The 19,603-nt window shown below is 61.8% G+C and carries 21 protein-coding genes; 9 read left to right on the forward strand and 12 right to left on the reverse strand.

The genetic code is table 11. The annotated features are described in order from the left end of the window. Positions 1–271 precede the first annotated feature (271 nt). Positions 272–2,386, forward strand: a complete 2,115-nt coding sequence (locus NA647_RS14065; protein WP_256058249.1) for a glycoside hydrolase family 5 protein — start codon at positions 272–274, stop codon at positions 2,384–2,386. A 47-nt stretch (positions 2,387–2,433) separates the two neighbouring features. Here NA647_RS14065 and NA647_RS14070 read toward each other — a convergent pair whose 3' ends face one another. Beyond that, positions 2,434–2,811 carry a transcriptional regulator gene (locus NA647_RS14070; protein WP_131651103.1) on the reverse strand — a complete coding sequence of 126 codons (378 nt, stop codon included), beginning with the start codon at positions 2,809–2,811 and terminating at the stop codon, positions 2,434–2,436. A gap of 148 nt (positions 2,812–2,959) precedes the next feature. Here NA647_RS14070 and NA647_RS14075 point away from each other — a divergent pair, with 148 nt between their 5' ends. Continuing rightward, positions 2,960–3,253: a hypothetical protein gene (locus tag NA647_RS14075; protein WP_256058250.1), complete on the forward strand. Its 294-nt coding sequence runs from the start codon at positions 2,960–2,962 to the stop codon at positions 3,251–3,253. An 80-nt stretch (positions 3,254–3,333) separates the two neighbouring features. On the opposite strand, the gene NA647_RS14080 is transcribed toward NA647_RS14075, so the two are convergent. Then, on the reverse strand, positions 3,334–4,695 hold the full coding sequence (locus NA647_RS14080; protein ID WP_256058251.1) for a DEAD/DEAH box helicase: 1,362 nt from the start codon (positions 4,693–4,695) through the stop codon (positions 3,334–3,336). A gap of 199 nt (positions 4,696–4,894) precedes the next feature. Next, on the reverse strand, positions 4,895–5,224 hold the full coding sequence (locus tag NA647_RS14085) for a 3-phosphoglycerate kinase (RefSeq protein WP_256049080.1): 330 nt from the start codon (positions 5,222–5,224) through the stop codon (positions 4,895–4,897). A gap of 62 nt (positions 5,225–5,286) precedes the next feature. Here NA647_RS14085 and NA647_RS14090 point away from each other — a divergent pair, with 62 nt between their 5' ends. Both NA647_RS14090 and NA647_RS14095 read left to right on the forward strand, forming a co-directional pair. Then, a complete protein-coding gene (locus NA647_RS14090; protein ID WP_256058252.1) occupies positions 5,287–6,231 on the forward strand; it encodes a LysR family transcriptional regulator in 945 nt (314 codons plus the stop codon). Beyond that, a complete protein-coding gene (locus tag NA647_RS14095) occupies positions 6,228–6,779 on the forward strand; it encodes a peptidylprolyl isomerase (protein WP_256049078.1) in 552 nt (183 codons plus the stop codon). The genes NA647_RS14090 and NA647_RS14095 overlap by 4 nt, the downstream gene beginning before the upstream one ends. A 57-nt stretch (positions 6,780–6,836) precedes the next feature. On the opposite strand, the gene NA647_RS14100 is transcribed toward NA647_RS14095, so the two are convergent. The 8 genes from NA647_RS14100 to NA647_RS14135 all read right to left on the reverse strand — a co-directional run bounded on the left by NA647_RS14100 (position 6,837) and on the right by NA647_RS14135 (position 14,280). Further along, positions 6,837–7,733 carry a CHAD domain-containing protein gene (locus tag NA647_RS14100; protein WP_256058253.1) on the reverse strand — a complete coding sequence of 299 codons (897 nt, stop codon included), beginning with the start codon at positions 7,731–7,733 and terminating at the stop codon, positions 6,837–6,839. A gap of 142 nt (positions 7,734–7,875) precedes the next feature. Then, positions 7,876–9,141 carry an Hsp70 family protein gene (locus NA647_RS14105; RefSeq protein ID WP_256058254.1) on the reverse strand — a complete coding sequence of 422 codons (1,266 nt, stop codon included), beginning with the start codon at positions 9,139–9,141 and terminating at the stop codon, positions 7,876–7,878. Between the two features lie 125 nt (positions 9,142–9,266). Continuing rightward, entirely contained in the window at positions 9,267–10,613 is a 1,347-nt protein-coding gene (locus tag NA647_RS14110) for a spinster family MFS transporter (RefSeq protein WP_256058256.1), read from the reverse strand. Positions 10,614–10,738: 125 nt separating this feature from the next. Further along, positions 10,739–11,521 (reverse strand): hydroxypyruvate isomerase family protein, encoded by a 783-nt coding sequence (locus NA647_RS14115; protein ID WP_256058257.1) that lies wholly within the window; start codon positions 11,519–11,521, stop codon positions 10,739–10,741. Continuing rightward, positions 11,518–12,405 carry an NAD(P)-dependent oxidoreductase gene (locus tag NA647_RS14120; protein WP_256058258.1) on the reverse strand — a complete coding sequence of 296 codons (888 nt, stop codon included), beginning with the start codon at positions 12,403–12,405 and terminating at the stop codon, positions 11,518–11,520. Before NA647_RS14120 ends, NA647_RS14115 begins: the two co-directional genes overlap by 4 nt. Positions 12,406–12,469: 64 nt before the next feature. Then, the gene (locus NA647_RS14125; RefSeq protein WP_256058259.1) at positions 12,470–12,793 is read right to left on the reverse strand and encodes a protealysin inhibitor emfourin; all 324 of its coding nucleotides are present in this window, start codon (positions 12,791–12,793) and stop codon (positions 12,470–12,472) included. Positions 12,794–12,807: 14 nt separating this feature from the next. Beyond that, the gene (locus tag NA647_RS14130; protein ID WP_256058260.1) at positions 12,808–13,863 is read right to left on the reverse strand and encodes a M4 family metallopeptidase; all 1,056 of its coding nucleotides are present in this window, start codon (positions 13,861–13,863) and stop codon (positions 12,808–12,810) included. Between the two features lie 99 nt (positions 13,864–13,962). Next, a complete protein-coding gene (locus NA647_RS14135; RefSeq protein ID WP_256058261.1) occupies positions 13,963–14,280 on the reverse strand; it encodes a hypothetical protein in 318 nt (105 codons plus the stop codon). A gap of 190 nt (positions 14,281–14,470) precedes the next feature. Between NA647_RS14135 and NA647_RS14140 the strand changes: the two genes are divergently transcribed. The 4 genes from NA647_RS14140 (at position 14,471) to phnE (NA647_RS14155) (ending at position 17,838) form a co-directional block, all read left to right on the forward strand. Then, on the forward strand, positions 14,471–15,322 hold the full coding sequence (locus NA647_RS14140; RefSeq protein ID WP_256058262.1) for a putative selenate ABC transporter substrate-binding protein: 852 nt from the start codon (positions 14,471–14,473) through the stop codon (positions 15,320–15,322). 64 nt (positions 15,323–15,386) lie between these two features. Further along, complete coding sequence (locus tag NA647_RS14145) at positions 15,387–16,247, forward strand: phosphonate ABC transporter ATP-binding protein (protein WP_256058264.1); 861 nt, start codon at positions 15,387–15,389, stop codon at positions 16,245–16,247. Then, positions 16,241–17,074 (forward strand): phosphonate ABC transporter, permease protein PhnE, encoded by an 834-nt coding sequence (phnE, locus tag NA647_RS14150; protein ID WP_256058265.1) that lies wholly within the window; start codon positions 16,241–16,243, stop codon positions 17,072–17,074. Before NA647_RS14145 ends, phnE (NA647_RS14150) begins: the two co-directional genes overlap by 7 nt. Continuing rightward, entirely contained in the window at positions 17,071–17,838 is a 768-nt protein-coding gene (phnE, locus tag NA647_RS14155) for a phosphonate ABC transporter, permease protein PhnE (protein WP_256058266.1), read from the forward strand. The genes phnE (NA647_RS14150) and phnE (NA647_RS14155) overlap by 4 nt, the downstream gene beginning before the upstream one ends. A gap of 71 nt (positions 17,839–17,909) precedes the next feature. Here the strand turns inward: phnE (NA647_RS14155) and NA647_RS14160 are convergent, their stop codons facing one another. Continuing rightward, positions 17,910–18,227, reverse strand: a complete 318-nt coding sequence (locus tag NA647_RS14160) for a DUF2288 domain-containing protein (protein ID WP_256058267.1) — start codon at positions 18,225–18,227, stop codon at positions 17,910–17,912. 203 nt (positions 18,228–18,430) lie between these two features. Between NA647_RS14160 and NA647_RS14165 the strand changes: the two genes are divergently transcribed. Beyond that, positions 18,431–19,546: a branched-chain amino acid ABC transporter substrate-binding protein gene (locus NA647_RS14165; protein ID WP_256058268.1), complete on the forward strand. Its 1,116-nt coding sequence runs from the start codon at positions 18,431–18,433 to the stop codon at positions 19,544–19,546. Positions 19,547–19,603 lie beyond the last annotated feature (57 nt).

Below are 19,603 nucleotides of genomic sequence, written 5' to 3' on the forward strand. Positions count from 1 at the left end.
TCTGATATCAAATTAATGTCAATATGAAACTGCTTCGCTAAACGAACGGTTATAGACGATTTACCGGCGCCAAAATAATTTTACTGCTTGCCAATCTTTCTATATAAAGCCTATCCATTCAAAGCGAGCTACGGTTTTGCCGTTTCGCTGCTTTGTTGTGAGTGGGTGGCGTCGTCGGCAGTGCTTCGTTTGTTGCATCCCCCAATGAATGCTTCCGCAATTTTTTAAAGGGTACGCGTGCCCTTTGTCGTATTAAGTTCCGGAGATATCAATGTCCCTCAAAGCAGTTTCGGGCGCACCACGAGCAATACTCGGCGCCTTCGTGCTTACCGCGATGTTTGGCCTCACTACGGTGATCCAGGATGCCAACGCAGCTGTTTCCTCTTCCGCTGCAAGCGCGACGAGGACAGTCGCCACCGCGCAGGTCAACAATTTCACCAGTCCTGAATGGAACAAGGGGACCTGGCGTAAATCGGCGGGTTTTTCCATCCCGGCGACGACGGCTAACAAAGCCGCATTCAAGAAAGGCGCACAGGTAAAACTGGCGAACGGCGAGGTTCGCTCGGTGAAGGTCGTCTATTTTTCGGGCGCGCACATGAGCGTGATGCTGTCTGGCGCAACGCTCAACGTCGCGGCCACCGGTTACCCGAAAACCGTTTCGGCGCTGGGCTCGGATACAGGCGCGCCGGCAATCGCCGCACCGCAGCCGGCACCCTCGACCAGTACGTCCAGCCATAGCAGCGCCATCAACAATTACACCAACAGCGATTGGCAGAATGGTGTGTGGCGCAAATCGGCGGGCTATTCGATCCCACTGACCACGACCAATCGTTCGGTATTCAAGCCTGGCGCCTCGGTGAAACTCGCAAATGGCGAGACTCGCGCCATCACCGCGGTGTACATCTCCGGCAACAACATGAGTGTGATGCTTTCCGGCGGCAAACTCAGCAGTTCGCTCGGCCATCCCAACAAGCTGTTCGCCGCGACCAGCAAGCCGAGCACGCCTGCGGCTCCAGCTCCGGTTGCACCTAGCCAGCCTTCCAAGCCCGTTGCCACCCCGCCGTCGAACAGTTCGTCCCCATCCCTGACGACTGCGCTGAATTCCTTTAACGGTGGCGACTTCGTTAACGGTGTCTACACCACCAGCAAGTTCGTAGGCATTTCGGTCAAGGCGACTGCACAGAACAAGGCGGCATTCCACAAGGGCGCAAAGGTCAGGTTTGCCGATGGTCAGGTACGCACTATCAACCTGATCTATTACTCGGGCGGCAATATGACGGTGATGATGGACGGCGGCGCCATCAACGGGAAAGCTGTGGGTTACCCACGAACCGTGTCGGTCAGCAGCACCGGTTTCAGCCAGGCAAGCCCAGGCACCGGCATTACTGCTCCAGCCACGAACAACCCACCGCCAGCAAACCCCATCAACCTGGTTGGTATCAACCTGGCCGGTGCCGAGTTTGGCGCTGACGTCGCCTTGCCGGGGACATACCTAAAGCACTACATCTACCCGGGCGAAGCAGACTTCAAGCGCTACGCCGAACGTAACCTGAAGCTGGTACGTCTGCCATTTCGTTGGGAACGGATTCAACCGAGGCTCAACGGCGAGCTGAACAGCGCCGAGCTGGCGCGAATGATGGCGACGCTTAACTATGCAAAAAAGTACAACATGCAAGTCGTCCTCGACATGCATAACTACTATCGCTACTACGGCAAGATGATCGGTTCCAATGAAGTGCCCGTTAGCGCTTTTGCCGACGCCTGGCGACGCATTGCACAAAAGGTTGCCAACCACCCGGCAGTTTATGGCTATGGACTGATGAACGAGCCACACACCACAAACGGTAAGTGGCCCACCGCTGCACTGGCTGCGGCAAAAAGCATCCGTGCCGTCGACTCCAAACGCTGGGTAGTCATTGCCGGCGACCGCTGGTCCAGCGCATTCCACTGGCCGTCCTATAACACCCAGCTGGTTAATGACCCTTGGATGCGTGATTCGAAGAACAATCTGGTATTCGAAGCCCACCTGTATTTCGACAAGGATTATTCGGGCTATTACACCAATAGGAAAGAGGTCTACGACCCAATGATCGGTGTCAACCGGGCCAAGCCTTTCGTCGAGTGGCTCAGAAAAAACAAGCTGCGTGGATTCATCGGTGAACACGGCGCGCCGGACTTCTCGCCCTCAGCAATCGTAGCGACCGACAACCTGTTGAAGTATCTCAACCAGCACTGCATCCCAAGCACCTACTGGGCTGCCGGTCCATGGTGGGGCGACTACGCGCTGTCGCTGGATGTGAAGAGTGGCAAACCACGTCCGCAGCTGCCAGTTCTGCAAAAGCACGCGGCGAACAAATCCTGCGGGACCATCGGCCCACTGCTCTAACCGGTCTGTCCGATACTTACGCCCCGCATTAGCGGGGCGTAACTTTTTCAGCCCGTCGCTAACGCATCGAAGATTTCCGGCGTTAGCGCGGCCTCGCCTTTGTCATCCAGGCGCTGGCGGTACGCAGTTCCCGCTGTGTCGCCTTCGAGCATTTCAAGTAATCGTGAGCCCCGCTCGGTCAGGACAAAATTCTCGCCATTACCACCCTGCTCTTCCGGGCGCGTCACCAGAAACCCACCTTCGAACAGCAGGCTCTCGTAGTTCTGCGCTTCAGCCTTGAGCGAATCGAGATTGGGCAGCGGCTGGCCGGCATCCTCCATCGCAATCGCATGCTCGTCGGCATATTGGCGCGGCGCGAACGCCTCGTTGCCAGGCTTTTGCGCTTCGCGCAGCAGGCGCAGCATCAGATCCCAGTCGTAGGTCATGTCAGTTCTCCTGTTGCACCGCGCATAGTGCGGCTCGTGATAATACGGACCGTGCCGGCTGTAGCATGGTTCGAATCAGCACAACGGGAAGGCTGAACCAAAGCGCTCAAACGGCATCCACCGAACAGGACCTAAAGGAGCGTTGCCCATGAAATACCTGATGATTCCCCTCGCCGCCGCCCTGCTGGCCAGCCAGCCGGCGCTAGCCGAATGCACCACGGATCAGATCAATGCTAAAGCCCAGCAGCTGGCTGAACGCGTTAATCAGCTGACCGAGAGCGACCCCGAGCGTGCTGCGGAGATCAACGAGCAATTGCGGGAGATGGAGGTCAAGCAGACCGCCGACCAGTTGGGCGACGAATGTCAGGCCTATGACAAGCGCCTGCAGCACGTCGAGGAAGCGGAGAAAAAAGCTGATATCGCGCCAGCGGAGAAACGTTGATCCGTAGGGCCGAATTTATTCGGCCGTAAATCGCTAAAGGCCGAACAAGTTCGGCCCTACGGTTTTCCTTTTTCGTGCAATTACTGCGCTTCAGGCTTCTTGCGTCGCAACGGTGCCATGCCGTCCTGACTGACGACCTGCGAGGCCGGCGCTTCGCGTTTTGCGTTCTTCGGCCGCTTGGCCGCAGGTTTTGACGCCACCTTGGTCTTCTTACCGGCGGCTTTCTTGTCGGTGGCCTTCTTCTTGTCGTCCTTTTTCTTCTTGGTGCCGGCGGCCTTGCCCGACGCCTTGAGGTTCTTCGGGCCCATATAGCCGCCCTTCAATCCCTTGACCACGCGGTGCTCGAATCGCTGCTTGAGGTAGCGTTCGATGCTCGACATCAGGTTCCAGTCGTTATGGCAGATCAGCGAGATCGCCAGACCTTCGGCGCCGGCGCGTCCGGTGCGGCCGATGCGGTGCACGTACTCGTCACCCGAGCGCGGCATGTCGAAGTTGATCACCAGATCCAGCCCTTCGATATCCAGGCCACGCGCCGCCACGTCGGTGGCTACCAGCACCTTAACGCCGCCTTCCTTGACGCGGTCGATGGCCAGCTTGCGGTCCTTCTGGTCCTTTTCGCCGTGCAGCACGAACGCCTTGACGCCTTCGGCTACCAGTCGCCCATAAAGACGGTCGGCCTGCACGCGGGTGTTGGTGAAGATCACAGCCTTCTTGTAGGTCTCGTTGGCCAGCAACCAGTGCACCAGCTTCTCTTTATGTTCGACGCTCTCGGCGGTAATGATTTGCTGGCGGGTACCCTCGTTCAGCTCGCTGACGCGGTTGAGCTGAAGATGCAGCGGATCACGAAGCACGCTAGCCGCCATCTCGCGCAAGGCGGCGCCGCCGCTGGTCGCGGAGAACAACAGGGTCTGTTGGCGCTTGGCACATTCGCCAACCAGCCGCTGCACATCGTCGGCGAAGCCCATGTCGAGCATGCGATCGGCTTCGTCGAGGATCAGCAATTCGACATCCTTGAGGATCAGCGTGCCGGCATTGAGATGCTCGATCATCCGTCCCGGCGTGCCGATGAGGATGTCCGGTACCTTACGCAGAATCGCCGCCTGGACTTTGAAGTCCTCGCCTCCGGTGATCATCGCCGACTTGATGAAGGTGAACTGCGAGAAGCGCTCAACTTCCTTGAGGGTCTGCTGGGCCAGCTCGCGGGTCGGCAGCAGGATCAGCGCGCGCACGTCGGTGCGCACCACCGCATCGCCAATCAGCCGGTTGAGCATCGGCAGCACGAATGCCGCTGTCTTACCGCTACCGGTCTGCGCCGTGACCCGCAGATCGCGCCCTTCCAGCGCCGGAGGGATGGCCGCCCCCTGCACCGGCGTCGGCTCGACGAATTTAAGTTCGGCGACCGCCTTGAGCAGGCGTTCATGCAGGGCGAATTGGTCAAACAAGGGGGATACCTCGAGGTCGAAAAACGTCGCATAGATTAACGCGTCCGGCCGGCGGAGAGGCGGCTTTATGCTGCACGACGCTCGACCGAACCAGGCCGATGCGGATGCAACCGTGCGGATGCGACTAACAAGTGATATTGGCTGAGCGCTCAGCCGAGCCTCGGAAGCCGGCCGCATCCCGATCGGCTCAACGCGAACCTCATTGCGGCTCGCAGGTCAGCTTGATGCGCAAGCGGATCACATCGCGCTTGAACTTGGCGGTCAGCGGCTTGCGCTCGCCAGCCTCGAGCGTGGTACGACGGGTACGCGGTGCTTCCGGGCCGTTGCGAAACACAGCCGAGCAGCTCACAGGGCGCTCGCCGAAGTTCTGCAACAGCAGACCGGCCATGTCCCGGTCGATGGTTTCGGTGGTAGCCAGCACTTCGGCGCCATTGAGCTGCTGCTCCAGTTCCACCGGATAGCTGACGGCCAGGGCGCTCAGTGGGATGATTGCGAGCGAAGCGAGCGCGGCGAAGCGTATTTTTTTCATTTATGCGGGCTCCTCATGAAGACGTGCAGCGTACCAGACAGACGCGACAGGAAAATAATGGAATGAAAGTGCCACGCGTGACCCTCGATCAATGGCGAACCCTGCAGGCGGTGATCGATCACGGCGGCTTTGCCCAGGCGGCGGAGATGCTGCATCGCTCGCAGTCGTCGGTCAGCTATACCGTGGCGCGCATGCAGGAGCAGCTAGGCGTTCCGCTGTTGCGCATCGATGGACGCAAGGCCGTGCTCACCGAGGCCGGTGAGGTGCTGCTGCGCCGCTCGCGGCAGCTGGTCGTCCAGGCCGGGCAGCTCGAAGAACTGGCCCATCACATGGAGCAGGGCTGGGAAGCCGAAGTGCGCCTGGTGGTGGACGCCGCCTACCCCAACGCCAAGCTGATCCGCGCCCTGACCGAATTCATGCCCAAGAGCCGCGGATGCCGAGTACGGCTGCGTGAGGAGGTGCTTTCCGGTGTCGAAGATGTGCTCAGGGATGGCACCGCCGACCTGGCAATCACCAGTCTGGACATCACCGGCTACCTCGGTGCCGAACTGGGCAGCGTTGAGTTCGTTGCCGTCGCCCATGCCGACCATTCGCTGCACCAGTTGCAGCGCAAGCTCAGCGTGCAGGATCTGCAGAATCAGATGCAGGTGGTGGTGCGCGATTCCGGCCAACGTCAGCCGCGCGACGCCGGTTGGCTGGGCGCCGAGCAACGCTGGACCGTCGGCAGCCTGGCCACCTCGGTCGCCTTCGTCAGCAGCGGCCTGGGTTTCGCCTGGCTGCCGCGACACATGATCGGCCGCGAGCTGGCCGAAGGCGTGCTCAAGCCGCTGCCGTTGATCCAGGGCAGCATTCGCCGCCCGTTGTTCTATCTCTACACTAACCCCGACAAGTCGCTCGGCCCGGCAACGCAGATTCTCATCGACCTGATCAAGACGTACGATGCGCAATCGCCGTCTGCCAATGGCCGACCGGCCCAGGCTTCCACCCTCAACAGGACTACACCATGAAACGACTCGTACTCGCCGCCTGCTCGCTGTTGCTCGCCGGAAACCTCCTGGCGGCTGACAATCCACACGTGCTGCTGAACACCAGCATGGGCGAAATCGAAATCGAGCTTGAAGCCGAGAAGGCACCGATCAGCGTGAAGAACTTTCTCAGCTATGTCGAAAGCGGCTTCTACGATGGCACGGTGTTCCACCGCGTGATCCCCGGTTTCATGATCCAGGGCGGTGGCTTCAACGAAGGCCTGGGCCAGAAGAAGACCGGCGAGCCGATCAAGAACGAAGCCGACAACGGTCTGCACAACGTTCGCGGAACCTTGGCGATGGCCCGCACACAGAACGTCAACTCGGCCACCAGCCAGTTCTTCATCAACCACCGCGACAATGACTTCCTCGACCACGGCGGCCGCGATTTCGGCTATGCGGTGTTCGGCAAGGTGGTGCGCGGAATGGATGTGGTCGATCAGATTGCCCAGGTGCCGACCGGCAACCGCAGCATGATGCAGAACGTCCCGCTGCAGCCGGTGACGATCGTTTCCGCGAAGAAGCTCTAACCTCGATTCCCCCTTCCACTGTCGGCGTTCGGCCTCATGGCCGGGCGCCTGGTGCAGTCAGGCCTCGGCGGTTTCCCAGTAGCGCTGCCAGCGCGCCACCAGATCTCGCGGTGCCTCCAGATAGAGCTCATCACCCAGCGCCAGCGCGTCGCGCTGCATTTCACTACGCCGCTGGACGATCACATCGCCGAGCCGCTCACGTAGCGCCTGGTCACCGAAGAGCGGCGGCTGCGCCTGCATCAGCTGCTGCATCATCGCCAGGTCATGATCGTCGCCGAGCAGATCGGCCAGACGCTTGAGCGAGTCGCTGCGCAGCTGCATTAGCGTCGGCCAGCTCGGAGTCAGTAGCCGCGTCTGATACCAGTGATCCTTGACCCGTTTGCGCCATTCATGGAACTGCTCGTCGCTCGGTTCGAGTTTGACCTTGGCCAGCTCGGCGCACCCGTCAGCGTAGGTGCGTTCCACCCCGGCGGCCAACAGCTCGAAACTTTCGGCGCTCAATGGCCAGCTGTCGATACAGGCGCTGGCATTGCGCAGTTCATCGATCGCCTGGGCAATACGGGCATCCAGGTCGACGGCATCGCCTTCCCCCTGCCTGGCTCTTGCCTGCAGGCGCCGACGGATCTGTTTGAAGCCCGCCTCGGCAAACAGCTTAGGGAACCGCTCGCTCAGCAGATCCCAGCTTTCCAGCATGGCGGTGGCGTCGCGAGATTCGGCCAGCGCGCGGCCAAGGTCGCGTAGACGCTGATTCTCGCGCTTGAATTCAGCCCCCAAGGGCTTTCGCACCAATCGCAGCAACGCGCGCAATTCCTTGAAGCGCTTGCGCGCCTGATGCACACCCTCGGCTCGCTCGGCAGCTGGCACGCTCAGTGCCTCGATGGCTTTATCGATGCGCTGTCGAGCGACCTTGCGAACCTCGGCGGCGGGATCGTGCGGACGCAGTGTGTAACCCATGACAACTCCCTAACAGGCCGTTGAAAAATTACCTGCGTTGGCAATACTGCGTTAAAAACAGCCTTGTCTTGCCTGCCTCGCCTACATTTTTCAACGGCCTGCTAATCAACCCGCGAGCGATGCAGGTCAGCTCACGGGGAAATCAACCGTAGCGTTTCTTCGCTTCGATGGCCAAGCCGCTGCCGATACTGCCGAAGCGGTTGCCTTCGACATGACTGGCCCTCGGCAGCAGTGCGGCAATGCGCTGGCGCAATGCCGGAATCGCGCTGGAACCGCCGGTGAAGAACACGGTATCGATGTCGTCGTGCTTGAGCCCGGCGCTTGCAAGCAATTGACTGACGTTGCTGCGGATTCGTTCGAGCAGCGGGTCGATAGCCGTTTCGAAACCATCACGAGTCAGACTCGCCTGCAGCCCCGCTTCGATCCGCGCGAAGTCGATGAGATAGCGGTCCTGCTCGGTCAGCTCGATCTTGCTCTGCTCCACCTGCATCGCCAGCCAATGCCCGGCGCGTTGCTCGATGAGGCTGAACAACCGGTCGATCCCGGTGGGGTCGACGATGTCGTAGCGCATACTCTGCAGCGCGCGCAGCGAAGCCGGCGCATAGACCGCGTTGATGGTGTGCCAGGTGGCGAGGTTGAGGTGCGTGCTGGTAGGCATCGGTGCGTCGCTTTTCATCCGGCTGCCATAGCCGAACAACGGCATCACGCCCTGCAGGCTGAGCTGTTTGTCGAAATCGGTGCCGCCGATGTGCACGCCCGCGGTGGCGAGAATGTCGCTCTGTCGATCGTCGATCTGACGTCGCTCCGGCGACAGGCGCACCAGGGAAAAGTCCGACGTTCCGCCGCCGATATCGACGATCAATACGCGCTCTTCCCGTTCGATGCGCGATTCGTAGTCGAAAGCCGCGGCGATGGGTTCGTACTGGAACGAGACGTCGTTGAAGCCGATCTTCTTCGCCGCTGCGGCCAGGGTGTCGGCGGCCTCCTTGTCCGCCTGCGGGTCGTCGTCGACGAAGAACACCGGACGGCCCAGTACTACCTCGTCGAAGGCTCGATCGGCACTGGTTTCGGCGCGCTGTTTGAGCGTCCCGAGGAACAGCCCGAGGATGTCCTTGAATGGCATGGCGCTGCCCAGCACCGTGGTTTCGCTCTTTAGCAACTTGGAACCCAGCAGGCTCTTGAGCGAGCGCATCAACCGCCCTTCGTAGCCCTCCAGATACTCGGCCAGGGCCAGCCGGCCATACACCGGACGGCGTTCTTCGACGTTGAAGAAGACGACTGAAGGCAGGGTGTGCTGATCGTCCTCGAGCACGATCAGCGGCTCGCAGGCGGGACGCCACCAGCCGACGGTTGAGTTGGAGGTGCCGAAGTCGATGCCGCAAGCGCGGGCGGGAGACGGAGTGTGCATATGCGATCCGGACTGCCAAAAACGGCCGCGCAGTTTATGCGAGCCTGCCGGCAAATGCAGGCCAATCGTCGGGGGGATAGCTGGACCCATCGACAGCGCGGCTGCGCTGTCGATGGGGAGGCGAATCAGGCCAGTGCCGCTTCCGCTTCGCTGGCGGACTGACTCATGCCGTCGGTCATGCGCTTGGCGTCATGACAGAAGGTCCGCGAGGCCTGGAACAGGAAGACCATGGTCAGCAGCAATGACGCCGGGATCAAGTACATCGCACCGTGCAGACCCTCGGCGCGGAACACCTCACTCATTTCGCTGGCTCCCGCCGCGAGCATTGCCGACTCGGCGAAATGATCCGACAACAGCCCCACCACCACCGTGCCCATGCCACCCCCGAGCAGGTACAGCCCAGCAAAGAACAGCGCCATCGCCGTGGCGCGCAGACGTGGCTCGACCACATCCTGAATGGCGGTGTAAACGCAGGTGTAGAAGTTGTAGGAGAACAGCCAGCCGATACTGAACACCGCGACGAACACGCCGACCTCGATGCGCCCCGCCAGCAGCGCGTAACCGGTGGCGAGCGTAGCGATGAACATGCTCACCGCCGCGAAAATCAGCCGGCCACGGGCGAAACGCTGATGGATCTGGTCGGCCACCCACCCCCCAAAGGTCAGCCCGACCAGACCGGTGAGACCGACGATGACGCCGGTGGCAATCGATGCCTCGACCAACGGCACCGCGTGATAGCGCATCAGCAACGGCACCATGAACGCGTTACAGGCGTAAGTCGCGAAGTTGAACGCCAGACCGGCCAGCACCAGCCACCAGAAGGTACGGATCGCCAACACCTTACGCACCGGTTGCTGCACCCGCTCCTGGGATACCTTCACCGTCTCGGCGGCGCCGCGCTGCGGCTCCTTGACGAAAAAGATGAACACCGCCAGCACCAATCCAGGCACGGCAGCGATAAAGAACGGCGCACGCCAGCTGCCGAAATACTCGACCATCGAACCAATCGTGAAGAAGGCCAGCAGCAGCCCAAGCGGCAGGCCGAGCATGAAGATGCCCATGGCGCGAGCCCGCTTGTGGGCCGGGAACAGATCGCCGATCAGCGAGTTGGCGGCCGGTGCGTAGCTGGCCTCGCCGATGCCAATGCCCATGCGCACCAACAAAAAGCTCCAGAAATTCCAGGCCAATCCGTTGACCGCCGTCAAGCCGCTCCAGGCGGTCAGGCCCCAGCCCATGATCTTGCGGCGCGAGCCAATGTCGGCCATGCGCCCCAGCGGCACTCCGGCTATCGCATAGACGATAGTGAACGCGGTGCCGATCAGGCCGAGCTGGAAGTCGTTGAGGCTCCATTCCAGGCGTATAGGCTCAGCGATGATGGCGGGAATGGTACGGTCGAAGAAATTGAACAGGTTGGCCAGAAACAGCAGGAACAGGACGCGCCAGGCGTTCGCGGCTTGGTTGGATGGCTGCATGACGTCGCTCTCGATTTATTGTTATAGGCCGACCATTGAGTCAATCGGCTGTCCTGCGAATGACTCTAGAGCTCCTTCACGCTTCTGTCTGTCAACATCATTCCCGCTTATGCCGGGCGATGGCATCAACGCTGCCGCCACTCCGCCAGCCAGCCGAGGCTCGCTTCGGTATCTTGCCCATCGGGCCGATACTCAGCGGCCAACCAGCCGTCGTAACCCGCCTCCCGCAGCGCTTCGATCAGACTCGCGAATGCCACCTCGCCGCTACCCGGCGCGCCGCGTCCGGGGCAATCGGCGAACTGCACGTGACCGATGCGTGAACCCAGAAGCCTGATCCCGGCAGCGATGTCGAGCCCCTGTCGCGCCATGTGGTACAGATCCAGCTGCGCCTGGCAGTTGGGATGATCGACGCGCTCCAGCAAGGCCTGCAGATGCTCAGGGGTGTTGATCAGGAAGCCCGGCATGTCCAGCGGATTGATCGCCTCGCACACCACGCGCACACCGAGCAACGCGAAAGCTTCGGCGCTCTTGCGCAGGTTGTTGGCCAAGGTTGAGAGCGCTTGCTCGCGCGTGACGCCCTCGGCCAGCCGCCCCGGCAGCACATTGACGCAGACCGGTCGCGTCATCGCCGCGTAGGTCAGGGCGTCCTGCAGCGCCGCATCGAAGGCCTGCTGGCGCGCCGGGACCGCGGCCAAACCGGCGCCACCCTGCATGAAATCACCGGCTGGCAGATTGATCAGCACCAACGGCAAGCCGGCACGATCGAGCAGCTCCTTGAAGCGGATCGCCGGCAGTTCGTAGGGAAACTGGATTTCCACGCCATCGAAACCGGCGGTGCGCGCCGCCATGATGCGTTCGGCCAGCGGCAGCTCGCTGAACAGCATGGACAGATTGGCAGCGATTTTCATTGGCTCTGCTCCCGGTACATCCGCACCAAGGTCGCCGGGTCCTGCTCAAGATGACCCTGACTGCCATGCAGACGCATCAGCTGCGCGGCCAGCCCGGTCATCGGCGTGGCGCTGCCCTCTTCGCGGGATAGCTGCACGGCGGTGTCGAGATCCTTCAGCAAGGTGCGCACGTGCCATTTGATCGGCTCGAATTCACTGTTGGCCATCTGCGGGGCGAGAATTTGCAGCGGCTTGGAGTCGGCGAAACCTCCGGCCAACGCCGGCGCGATCAGGCTGGCATCGACACCGGAGCGCTCAGCCAGCGCCACGACTTCGGCGATAACCAGCGCATTGCAGGCCACAATCATCTGATTGCAGGCCTTGGTCACCTGTCCGGCGCCGACCTCGCCCATGTGCGTCAGCCGCTGCCCCAGATGCATCAATATCGGTCGGACCCGCTCGACGTCATCGACACGCCCACCAGCCATGATCGCCAGGCTGCCCGCCTCCGCGCCAGCGGTGCCGCCAGATACTGGCGCATCGACCCAGCGCATACCGCTGCGCGACTCCAGTTCGGCGGCCATGGCGCGCGTGGCCGCCGGTTCCAGGCTGGAATGATCAACCAGCACTTGCCCCGCTCGCGCGCCTTCGACAATACCGCCCGCGCCGAATACCACCTCGCGCACCACTGCGGTATCGGCCAGACACAGCAACACCACATCAGCAGCGGCGCAGAGCTCGGCCGGCGTGCTCGCCTGCCGCGCACCGGCTTCGACCAACGGCGCGCATTTGTCCGGCGAACGGTTCCATACCGTTAGCGGATAACCGGCGGCAATCAGCCGACGACACATACGCAGGCCCATCAGGCCAATGCCGGCGAAGGCGATGGATGGCAACTCAGGCATGAGAGGGCTCCTCGATAAAGAGTGAGATTCTAGCGCTGCAGCGGCCCGTGCGACCAAGTCGCGCTCATAGCACCTCACCCTTGTCCCAGAGCCGCACCAGCTCGCCGGGCGCTTGCTCCTCTGGCACCTGGAGCACCATTTCATCGTCGCGTTCCTGTTGCCGAAAGCGCAATTCGATCTGGTAATAGCGGCGGTCGCCTTGCCCGCTGGGAGAAGTTGCCAACGGCAGGCAGCCTTCAAGTACCGAGCAAATTTGTTGGCGCTGCTGCTCGTTACAACTGGCGAAATCGATTTCTCGCGGACGGCTGAGCGCCTGTATCGCGGCAAAGCCGCCTTGCCGCGACAGGCGAATGGTCGCGTCCGAATCCAGTGCCGGTAACTGTTTCATGCTCGCCTCCTCGATCATGGCTTCACGCCCACATCTGCCCAGGCCTGCGCGACGGCGCGCTCTTCATCGCTGCCCGCGCCGAAGCGGGCGACCGCGTTGTCCACCGTCAATCGCGCGAACGCGGGGAAATCCGCGTCGTTGGCCAGGCGCCGATCGCACAGCGTGTCGTACCAGATGCGCCCGGCCCTTTCCCAGGCGTAGCCACCCAGGGCGGTCGCGGCCAGATAAAACGCGCGGTTGGGGATGCCGGAGTTCAGATGCACTCCGCCGTTGTCGTCGCGGGTGTCGATGAAATCGCGCATGTGCCCGGGCTGCGGGTCCTTGCCCAGCAAAGGATCGTCATAGGCGCTGCCGGGATTGGCCATCGAGCGCAGCGCATCGCCCTGCACGTTATCGGTCAGCAGCTCGGCACCGATCAGCCAGTCGGCCTGGTCCGCCGTCTGCATCAGGCTGAACTGCCGCACCAGCACGCCGAATACGTCCGAAACCGATTCGTTCAGCGCACCCGACTGGTTGAAGTACACCAGCCCCGCCTCGCTTTCGGTCACGCCATGGGCCAGCTCATGGGCCACGACATCCAAGGAGAGCGTGAAGCGGTTGAAGATTTCGCCGTCGCCATCACCGAACACCATTTGCGCGCCGTTCCAGAAGGCGTTTTCGTAATCCACGCCGTAGTGCACCGTGCCGATCAGCGGGAAGCCGTGGTTGTCGATCGAGTCCCGGCCAAACACCTGCCAGAAAAATTCATGGGTCGTGCCGAGCGCATCGTAGGCCTCGTCCACCGCCGCATCGGCGACCGGCGGCTGGCCTTCGATTCGCGCCAGCACACCTGGCAGCACCATCTGCTGCTGGGCATCGTGAACGCTGCGCCGCGGCTCGCCTGGCCGGCCACGCTCGGGCAATACGCTGGCCATCGGCTGGCGATTGGGCGGCCCCGGATTGGGCAACAGATTGCGCACATGGGCCAGCGTCCCCAGCGCCCTGTCGCGCTGGTGCTGGGAGCCGTTATCGATGATGTGCCTGAGGATGTAGGGCGGAATGAAACCGTGGTGCCAGTTCCGAGCGAACATGCAAAACCCCCTTCGATACAACACGAATGCAGGCTGCATCCGTGCATATCTGATCAGGTCCCGTCCGCTGCGTTTCCTCGCCTGGACATTCTCTTGAGTCTAGCCGTCGTTCGCCGATTCCGACGCCATCATGACGGGCTTGTTCTCTAGTGCCCGGATCGCATCGTCCAGTTGTTGGATGCACAGATCGATCGCCATCTGCCGCAAGGCATCCGGCCACTGGTGATCGGTGAGCGGCTCGACCAGATCAAGCAAACCCGAATGCCCGACGAGCATGCCGTGCTTGACCTTGAGCGTCTGGCCATCGCTGACCAGCGTCACCGGATCGCGCGCGATGATCATCGCGCCAGCTGCCAGCAACTCGTCGATGTGTTTGCGAAGAGAGTGAAGCGTACGTTTGTCTCGTTGCTGTTCCATAGCAATAGGCCATCACCCGAGAGGGGCGCGGATTCTAGAACAACAGCGAACTGAATCACAAAATTTCCGTAGCTGGCAGCCGCGAGCGAACAGGCTCGTCGCAGCCTGCCCGCTGCAGACACTTGCCCCTGCGCATCGGTCTAGCTCTATAATCCGCGCGCTTTTTCCGCTATTGAACCGGAGAACCACAATGCTAAAGCGCTCCCTGGCAGCCGTCGCCGGCCTTGCCATTTCCCTGTCTTTTGTCACCGCCCATGCCGCCGAGACCCTTCGTGTATCGGCGATTCCCGATGAAGCGCCGACCGAGCTCATCCGTAAGTTCGAACCGCTGGGCCAATACCTCGAAAAACAGCTGGGCATGCCGGTGAAGTTCACACCGGTGTCAGATTACGCCGCCGTGGTCGAATCCCTGGCTGCTGACCGCCTCGACCTGGCCTGGCTCGGCGGTTTCACCTTCGTCCAGACCCGTCTGAAGACCGGCGATGCGATCCCGCTGGTGCAGCGCGAACAGGACGAGAAATTCACCAGTAAATTCATCACCGCCGATCCTGAGGTCAAAACCCAGCAGGATCTCAAGGGCAAGACGTTCGCCTTCGGCTCCGTGTCTTCGACGTCCGGCAGCCTGATGCCGCGCTATTTCATGATCAAGGACGGTATCGATCCCGAGCAGTTCTTCAAGCGCATCGCCTACTCCGGCGCGCACGATGCCACCGCCGCCTGGGTCGAGGCCGGCAAGGCCGACGCCGGCGTGCTCAACGCCTCGGTCTGGGACAAGCTAGTTGCCGCTGGGAAGGTCGATACTGACAAGGTCCGCGTGATCTCCACGACGCCGCCCTACTACGACTACAACTGGACGGTACGCGGCAACCTCGATCCAGCTCTGGTCAAGAAGATCAAGACCGCGTTCCTCGAACTCGATCCGGCGAATCCGGAGCACAAGAAAATTCTCGACCTGCAGGCTGCCAGCCGCTTCATCGAGACCCGCCCGGAAAACTACAAGGGCATCGAGGAAGCAGCGCGCGCCGCTGGCCTGCTGAAGTGAGCCTTGCCGGCCGTTCTACGACGGCTCATAGGGCATTTGGAGAGCGGCAAGCAGGCAAATCGGAATGAGCCATTCGACGTCGAGCTCGGCGCTGCCGGCGGCATGCCCGAGCAGCGCCGAGCCTGTCCTGACGCTATCGGGCGCGAGCTATCGCCACGCCAACGGCCATGTCGCGCTGCGTGATCTCGATCTGCAGATCGTCAAAGGCGAGCGGATTGCCCTCATCGGACCTTCCGGTGCGGGCAAGACCACGTTGCTGCGCCTGTTAGCGACTCACTTGCAACCGAGTGCTGGCCGGCTGGAGCTGCTCGGATGTCAGCCCTGGTCGCTGTCGGCCGGCGCTCGGCAGAAACTCCGCGCCCGGATCGGGCTGATTCACCAGGCGCCACCGTTGCCGCCGCGCCAGCGCGTCATCACCTCGGTGCTAGCCGGTCGCCTTGGGCAATGGTCGCTGGGGCGCAGCCTGCTCAGTCTGCTCTATCCGCTGGACAAGGAAGGCGCGGCACAGGCATTGGCTCAACTGGATCTGGCCGACAAACTCTACGAGCGCTGCGATCAACTCTCCGGCGGCCAGCTACAGCGCGTTGGCATTGCTCGTGCGTTGTATCAGAGCCCGACTCTGATCCTCGCCGACGAGCCCGTCTCGGCGATGGACCCGGTGCTCGCAGCGTACTCACTGAATGTGCTTAACCGCGAAGCCACGCGCCGCCAGGCGACTTTGGTCGCCAGCTTGCACGCGGTAGAGCTGGCGCTTGAGCACTTCCCGCGCGTTATCGGCGTGCGCGCCGGAAGCATCCTGTTCGACAAAGCCTCGACGGACGTGACGCCATCCGAGCTCGAGGCGCTCTACGCCAACGAGCAGCTGGGCAATGAACAAAAGCCTCTGCCCTTGCCCGGCCAGCCGTTGCACGTCCCCCGATGCTGAACCCTGCAATCGCACAACGCGACCCGGCCGCCGGGCCGCGTCTGCTGGTCACCTTGCTGATACTGGCCTTGCTATGGCCGGGCCTGTCGCTGAGCGAGCTGGACCTCGGCGTGCTGTTCGACGGCAGCAACGCCGACACCATGGCGGTATTCCTCTCCGGCTTTTGGCCGCCGGCGCACGACGAAGACTTCCTGCTCCTGCTCTGGCGCGCCACGTGGGAGACGCTCGCCATCGCAACTGCCGGCATGACCTTGGCGCTGGTCGTGGCGCTACCTTGCGCCATCCTGGCCACACGCGCGTTGTCGATCTCGGCCATCAGCCGCGGCGGGCGCCCGCACTGGTGGGCGCAGTCATTGCGCTGGCCGGTGCGTGGTCTACTGATCGTCCTGCGCAGCGTGCCAGAGATCGTCTGGGCACTGCTGTTCGTCCGCGCGGTGGGGCTCGGCCCGACTGCCGGCGTACTGGCCATTGCCATCACCTATGCCGGCATGCTCGGCAAGGTTTATGCGGAAATCTTCGAATCCGTCGATCCGCTGCCGACGCGCGCGTTGCTCGGTGCTGGAGGTTCGCGATTGCAGGCATTTGCCTACGGCGTGCTGCCACAGGCAGCGGGTGAAATGCTCTCGTACACCGTTTACCGCTGGGAATGCGCGATTCGCGCTTCGGTGGTGATGGGCTTCGTCGGCGCCGGCGGGCTAGGCCAGCAGCTGGACTTATCGATGCGCATGTTCGCCGGAGGCGAAGTGGCCAGCATGCTGTTGACCTTCCTGGCGCTGGTGCTGATGGCGGACCTGATCAGCCAGTTGCTGCGCCGGAGGTTCGTGTGAAGGCACTGTCGCGCTATGCATTGCCACTGTTGCTGATCGCGGCGGTGATCGGTTCGTTCGTCTTCCTGCAGCTCGAGGCCAGTGCACTGTTCAGCCGCGACGGTCTGGGACAGATGGCCGAGTATGCGTCGGGCTTCCTTGAGCCGGATTTGTCAGGGACCCATTTGCGCGCGATTGGCTACGCTGCGATGGAAACCCTGGCGATGTCGGCGATCGGCACGCTGTTGGCCGCAATGCTCGGTTTGGCGTTGGCGTTACCGGCCTCTGGACGTTTCGGGTTGCTCGGCAAGGGCCTCTCCAGACTGTTGCTCAACGCATTGCGGGCCATTCCCGAGCTGGTATGGGCGGCGTTGATGGTGCTGGCGGCGGGCCTTGGTCCTAATGCCGGCACCCTGGCACTGGCGCTGCATACGGCCGGCGTACTGGGACGGCTGTTTGCCGAAGCCCTAGAAAACACGCCGAGCGCCCCCGCCGAGGCGTTGCGGCTTTCAGGCAGCGATCGCATCAGCGCCTTCTGCTACGGCACCCTGCCCGTCCTATGGCCACAACTGATGGCCTACAGTCTGTATCGCTGGGAGAACAACATCCGCATGGCCAGCGTGCTCGGCTTTGTCGGAGCCGGGGGGCTGGGCCAGATGCTTTACATGAGCCTCAGCCTATTCCAGCAAGCTCAGGCGTCGACGGTCATTCTGGCAATGCTGCTGATGGTACTGGCCGTGGACGCATTGAGCGGCTGGGCGAGGATGCGCTGGGTGCGCGGCTAGCCGTCTAGCCGTCTAGCCGTCGCTGTAGTGGGCTCCGGCGTGTTCCCAGCGAAGCGAAAACAGGCTCCGGATCAGTGCAGGCTGGGTCTCGCCGCCCTTTCCTGCACCAACACCCAGGGCGCAACGACCACAGCCCATAGTGACGGGTCACGCTCCAACCAGTCCTGCGCTTGCCCGGCCTCGAGCTTGGCGATATGGCCTGAAGCCAGCCACGCAGCCACGTTTTCCCGGTCATCCTGTGCCACGGCCTGAGCGGCCTCGATCAGGTCGAAGTCGCTGGCGACGCGCAGCAGTGCGCCCCGAGCGAAAAAAGGCTGCAATTCCTGCCACGAGATCGACGCGGTTTCGCCCAGCAGCTTGGCATAGAGAGTGCTTGGTACTTCGCTCATGAGACTCACCCGATTCGAAAGGGCGCAATGATAGCGCCCGGGTAAATCTCATCAAACGAGTTCGAATTCCTGACTGTGCAAATAGGTGCTGACGCTTCTACACTGTGCCGGTACAGTTGCCGTACCGTTTGGGGACGTTTGCCCCTTAACGACACTGCAGCCAGCAGGATTCAAACAATAATACGCAAGTGGAGCGCATAAAAATGATCAAGCAGCGTCTGTCCAAACTTTTCATGGCTATCGCTTTGACGGGAGCCGCGAGCTACACGCTTGCCGCCGACACCATCAAGATCGGTTTGGCCGGTCCGGTCACGGGGGCCGTCGCGCAGTACGGGGACATGCAATTCATCGGTGCCCAGATGGCCATCGAGCAGATCAACAAGAAGGGCGGCGTCAACGGGCAACAACTGGAAGGCGTCGTGTATGACGACGCCTGCGACCCGAAGCAGGCGGTCGCGGTGGCCAACAAGATCGTCAATGACGAAATCAGTTTCGTGGTTGGTCACCTGTGCTCCAGCTCGACCCAGCCGGCCTCGGACATTTACGAAGACGAAGGCATTCTGATGATTACCGCGGCCTCGACCAGCCCGGACATCACCTCGCGCGGTTACGAACTGATCTTCCGCACCATCGGCCTGGACAGCCTGCAGGGCCCGACCGCTGGCAACTTCATCGCTGACAATGTCAAGCCGCAGAACGTCGCCGTCATTCACGACAAGCAGCAGTACGGCGAGGGCATCGCCACGGCAGTCAAGCAGACCCTGGAAGAAAAAGGCGTCAAGGTCAGCGTGTTCGAAGGCATCAACGCCGGCGACAAGGATTTCTCTTCGATGATCTCCAAGCTCAAGCAGGCCGGTGTCGACTTCGTCTATTACGGCGGCTATCACCCAGAGCTGGGTCTGCTGCTACGTCAGTCCAAGGAAAAGGGCTTGAACGTGCGCTACATGGGGCCAGAAGGCGTCGGCAACTCGGAAATTTCCGCTATTGCCGGTGCAGCCTCCGAAGGCATGCTGGTCACTCTGCCGAAATCCTTCGATCAGGATCCTCGCAACCAGGAACTGGTCGAAGCCTTCAAAGCCAAGAAGCAGGACCCGAGCGGCCCGTTCGTGTTCCCCGCTTACGCCGCAGTCCAGGTTATTGCCGAGGGTATCGAGAAAGCTGGCAGCACCGACACCGACAAGGTGGCCGAAGCGCTGCGCAGCAACACCTTCGATACTCCGACCGGCAACCTCTCATTCGACGAGAAGGGAGACCTCAAGGACTTCAACTTCGTGGTTTACGAATGGCACCAGGACGGCACCAAGACCGAAGCCAAGTGAGCCAGTAACCACCAACCGAAGCCCACGGCACCCGCTGTGGGCTTTGTTTTAGCTGAT

It is taken from the genome of Stutzerimonas stutzeri (genome assembly GCF_024448985.1).
GTDB classification, from domain to species: domain Bacteria; phylum Pseudomonadota; class Gammaproteobacteria; order Pseudomonadales; family Pseudomonadaceae; genus Stutzerimonas; species Stutzerimonas stutzeri_AP.

What these genes read in the sequence shown, in the direction of transcription:
- NA647_RS14065 (WP_256058249.1), top strand. Translation starts at nt 272, where the DNA reads ATGTCCCTCAAAGCAGTTTCGGGCGCACCACGAGCAATACTCGGCGCC.
- NA647_RS14070 (WP_131651103.1), bottom strand. Translation starts at nt 2,811, where the DNA reads ATGACCTACGACTGGGATCTGATGCTGCGCCTGCTGCGCGAAGCGCAA.
- NA647_RS14075 (WP_256058250.1), top strand. Translation starts at nt 2,960, where the DNA reads ATGAAATACCTGATGATTCCCCTCGCCGCCGCCCTGCTGGCCAGCCAG.
- NA647_RS14085 (WP_256049080.1), bottom strand. Translation starts at nt 5,224, where the DNA reads ATGAAAAAAATACGCTTCGCCGCGCTCGCTTCGCTCGCAATCATCCCA.
- NA647_RS14090 (WP_256058252.1), top strand. Translation starts at nt 5,287, where the DNA reads ATGAAAGTGCCACGCGTGACCCTCGATCAATGGCGAACCCTGCAGGCG.
- NA647_RS14095 (WP_256049078.1), top strand. Translation starts at nt 6,228, where the DNA reads ATGAAACGACTCGTACTCGCCGCCTGCTCGCTGTTGCTCGCCGGAAAC.
- NA647_RS14100 (WP_256058253.1), bottom strand. Translation starts at nt 7,733, where the DNA reads ATGGGTTACACACTGCGTCCGCACGATCCCGCCGCCGAGGTTCGCAAG.
- NA647_RS14105 (WP_256058254.1), bottom strand. Translation starts at nt 9,141, where the DNA reads ATGCACACTCCGTCTCCCGCCCGCGCTTGCGGCATCGACTTCGGCACC.
- NA647_RS14110 (WP_256058256.1), bottom strand. Translation starts at nt 10,613, where the DNA reads ATGCAGCCATCCAACCAAGCCGCGAACGCCTGGCGCGTCCTGTTCCTG.
- NA647_RS14115 (WP_256058257.1), bottom strand. Translation starts at nt 11,521, where the DNA reads ATGAAAATCGCTGCCAATCTGTCCATGCTGTTCAGCGAGCTGCCGCTG.
- NA647_RS14120 (WP_256058258.1), bottom strand. Translation starts at nt 12,405, where the DNA reads ATGCCTGAGTTGCCATCCATCGCCTTCGCCGGCATTGGCCTGATGGGC.
- NA647_RS14125 (WP_256058259.1), bottom strand. Translation starts at nt 12,793, where the DNA reads ATGAAACAGTTACCGGCACTGGATTCGGACGCGACCATTCGCCTGTCG.
- NA647_RS14130 (WP_256058260.1), bottom strand. Translation starts at nt 13,863, where the DNA reads ATGTTCGCTCGGAACTGGCACCACGGTTTCATTCCGCCCTACATCCTC.
- NA647_RS14135 (WP_256058261.1), bottom strand. Translation starts at nt 14,280, where the DNA reads ATGGAACAGCAACGAGACAAACGTACGCTTCACTCTCTTCGCAAACAC.
- NA647_RS14140 (WP_256058262.1), top strand. Translation starts at nt 14,471, where the DNA reads ATGCTAAAGCGCTCCCTGGCAGCCGTCGCCGGCCTTGCCATTTCCCTG.
- NA647_RS14145 (WP_256058264.1), top strand. Translation starts at nt 15,387, where the DNA reads ATGAGCCATTCGACGTCGAGCTCGGCGCTGCCGGCGGCATGCCCGAGC.
- phnE (WP_256058265.1), top strand. Translation starts at nt 16,241, where the DNA reads ATGCTGAACCCTGCAATCGCACAACGCGACCCGGCCGCCGGGCCGCGT.
- NA647_RS14160 (WP_256058267.1), bottom strand. Translation starts at nt 18,227, where the DNA reads ATGAGCGAAGTACCAAGCACTCTCTATGCCAAGCTGCTGGGCGAAACC.
- NA647_RS14165 (WP_256058268.1), top strand. Translation starts at nt 18,431, where the DNA reads ATGATCAAGCAGCGTCTGTCCAAACTTTTCATGGCTATCGCTTTGACG.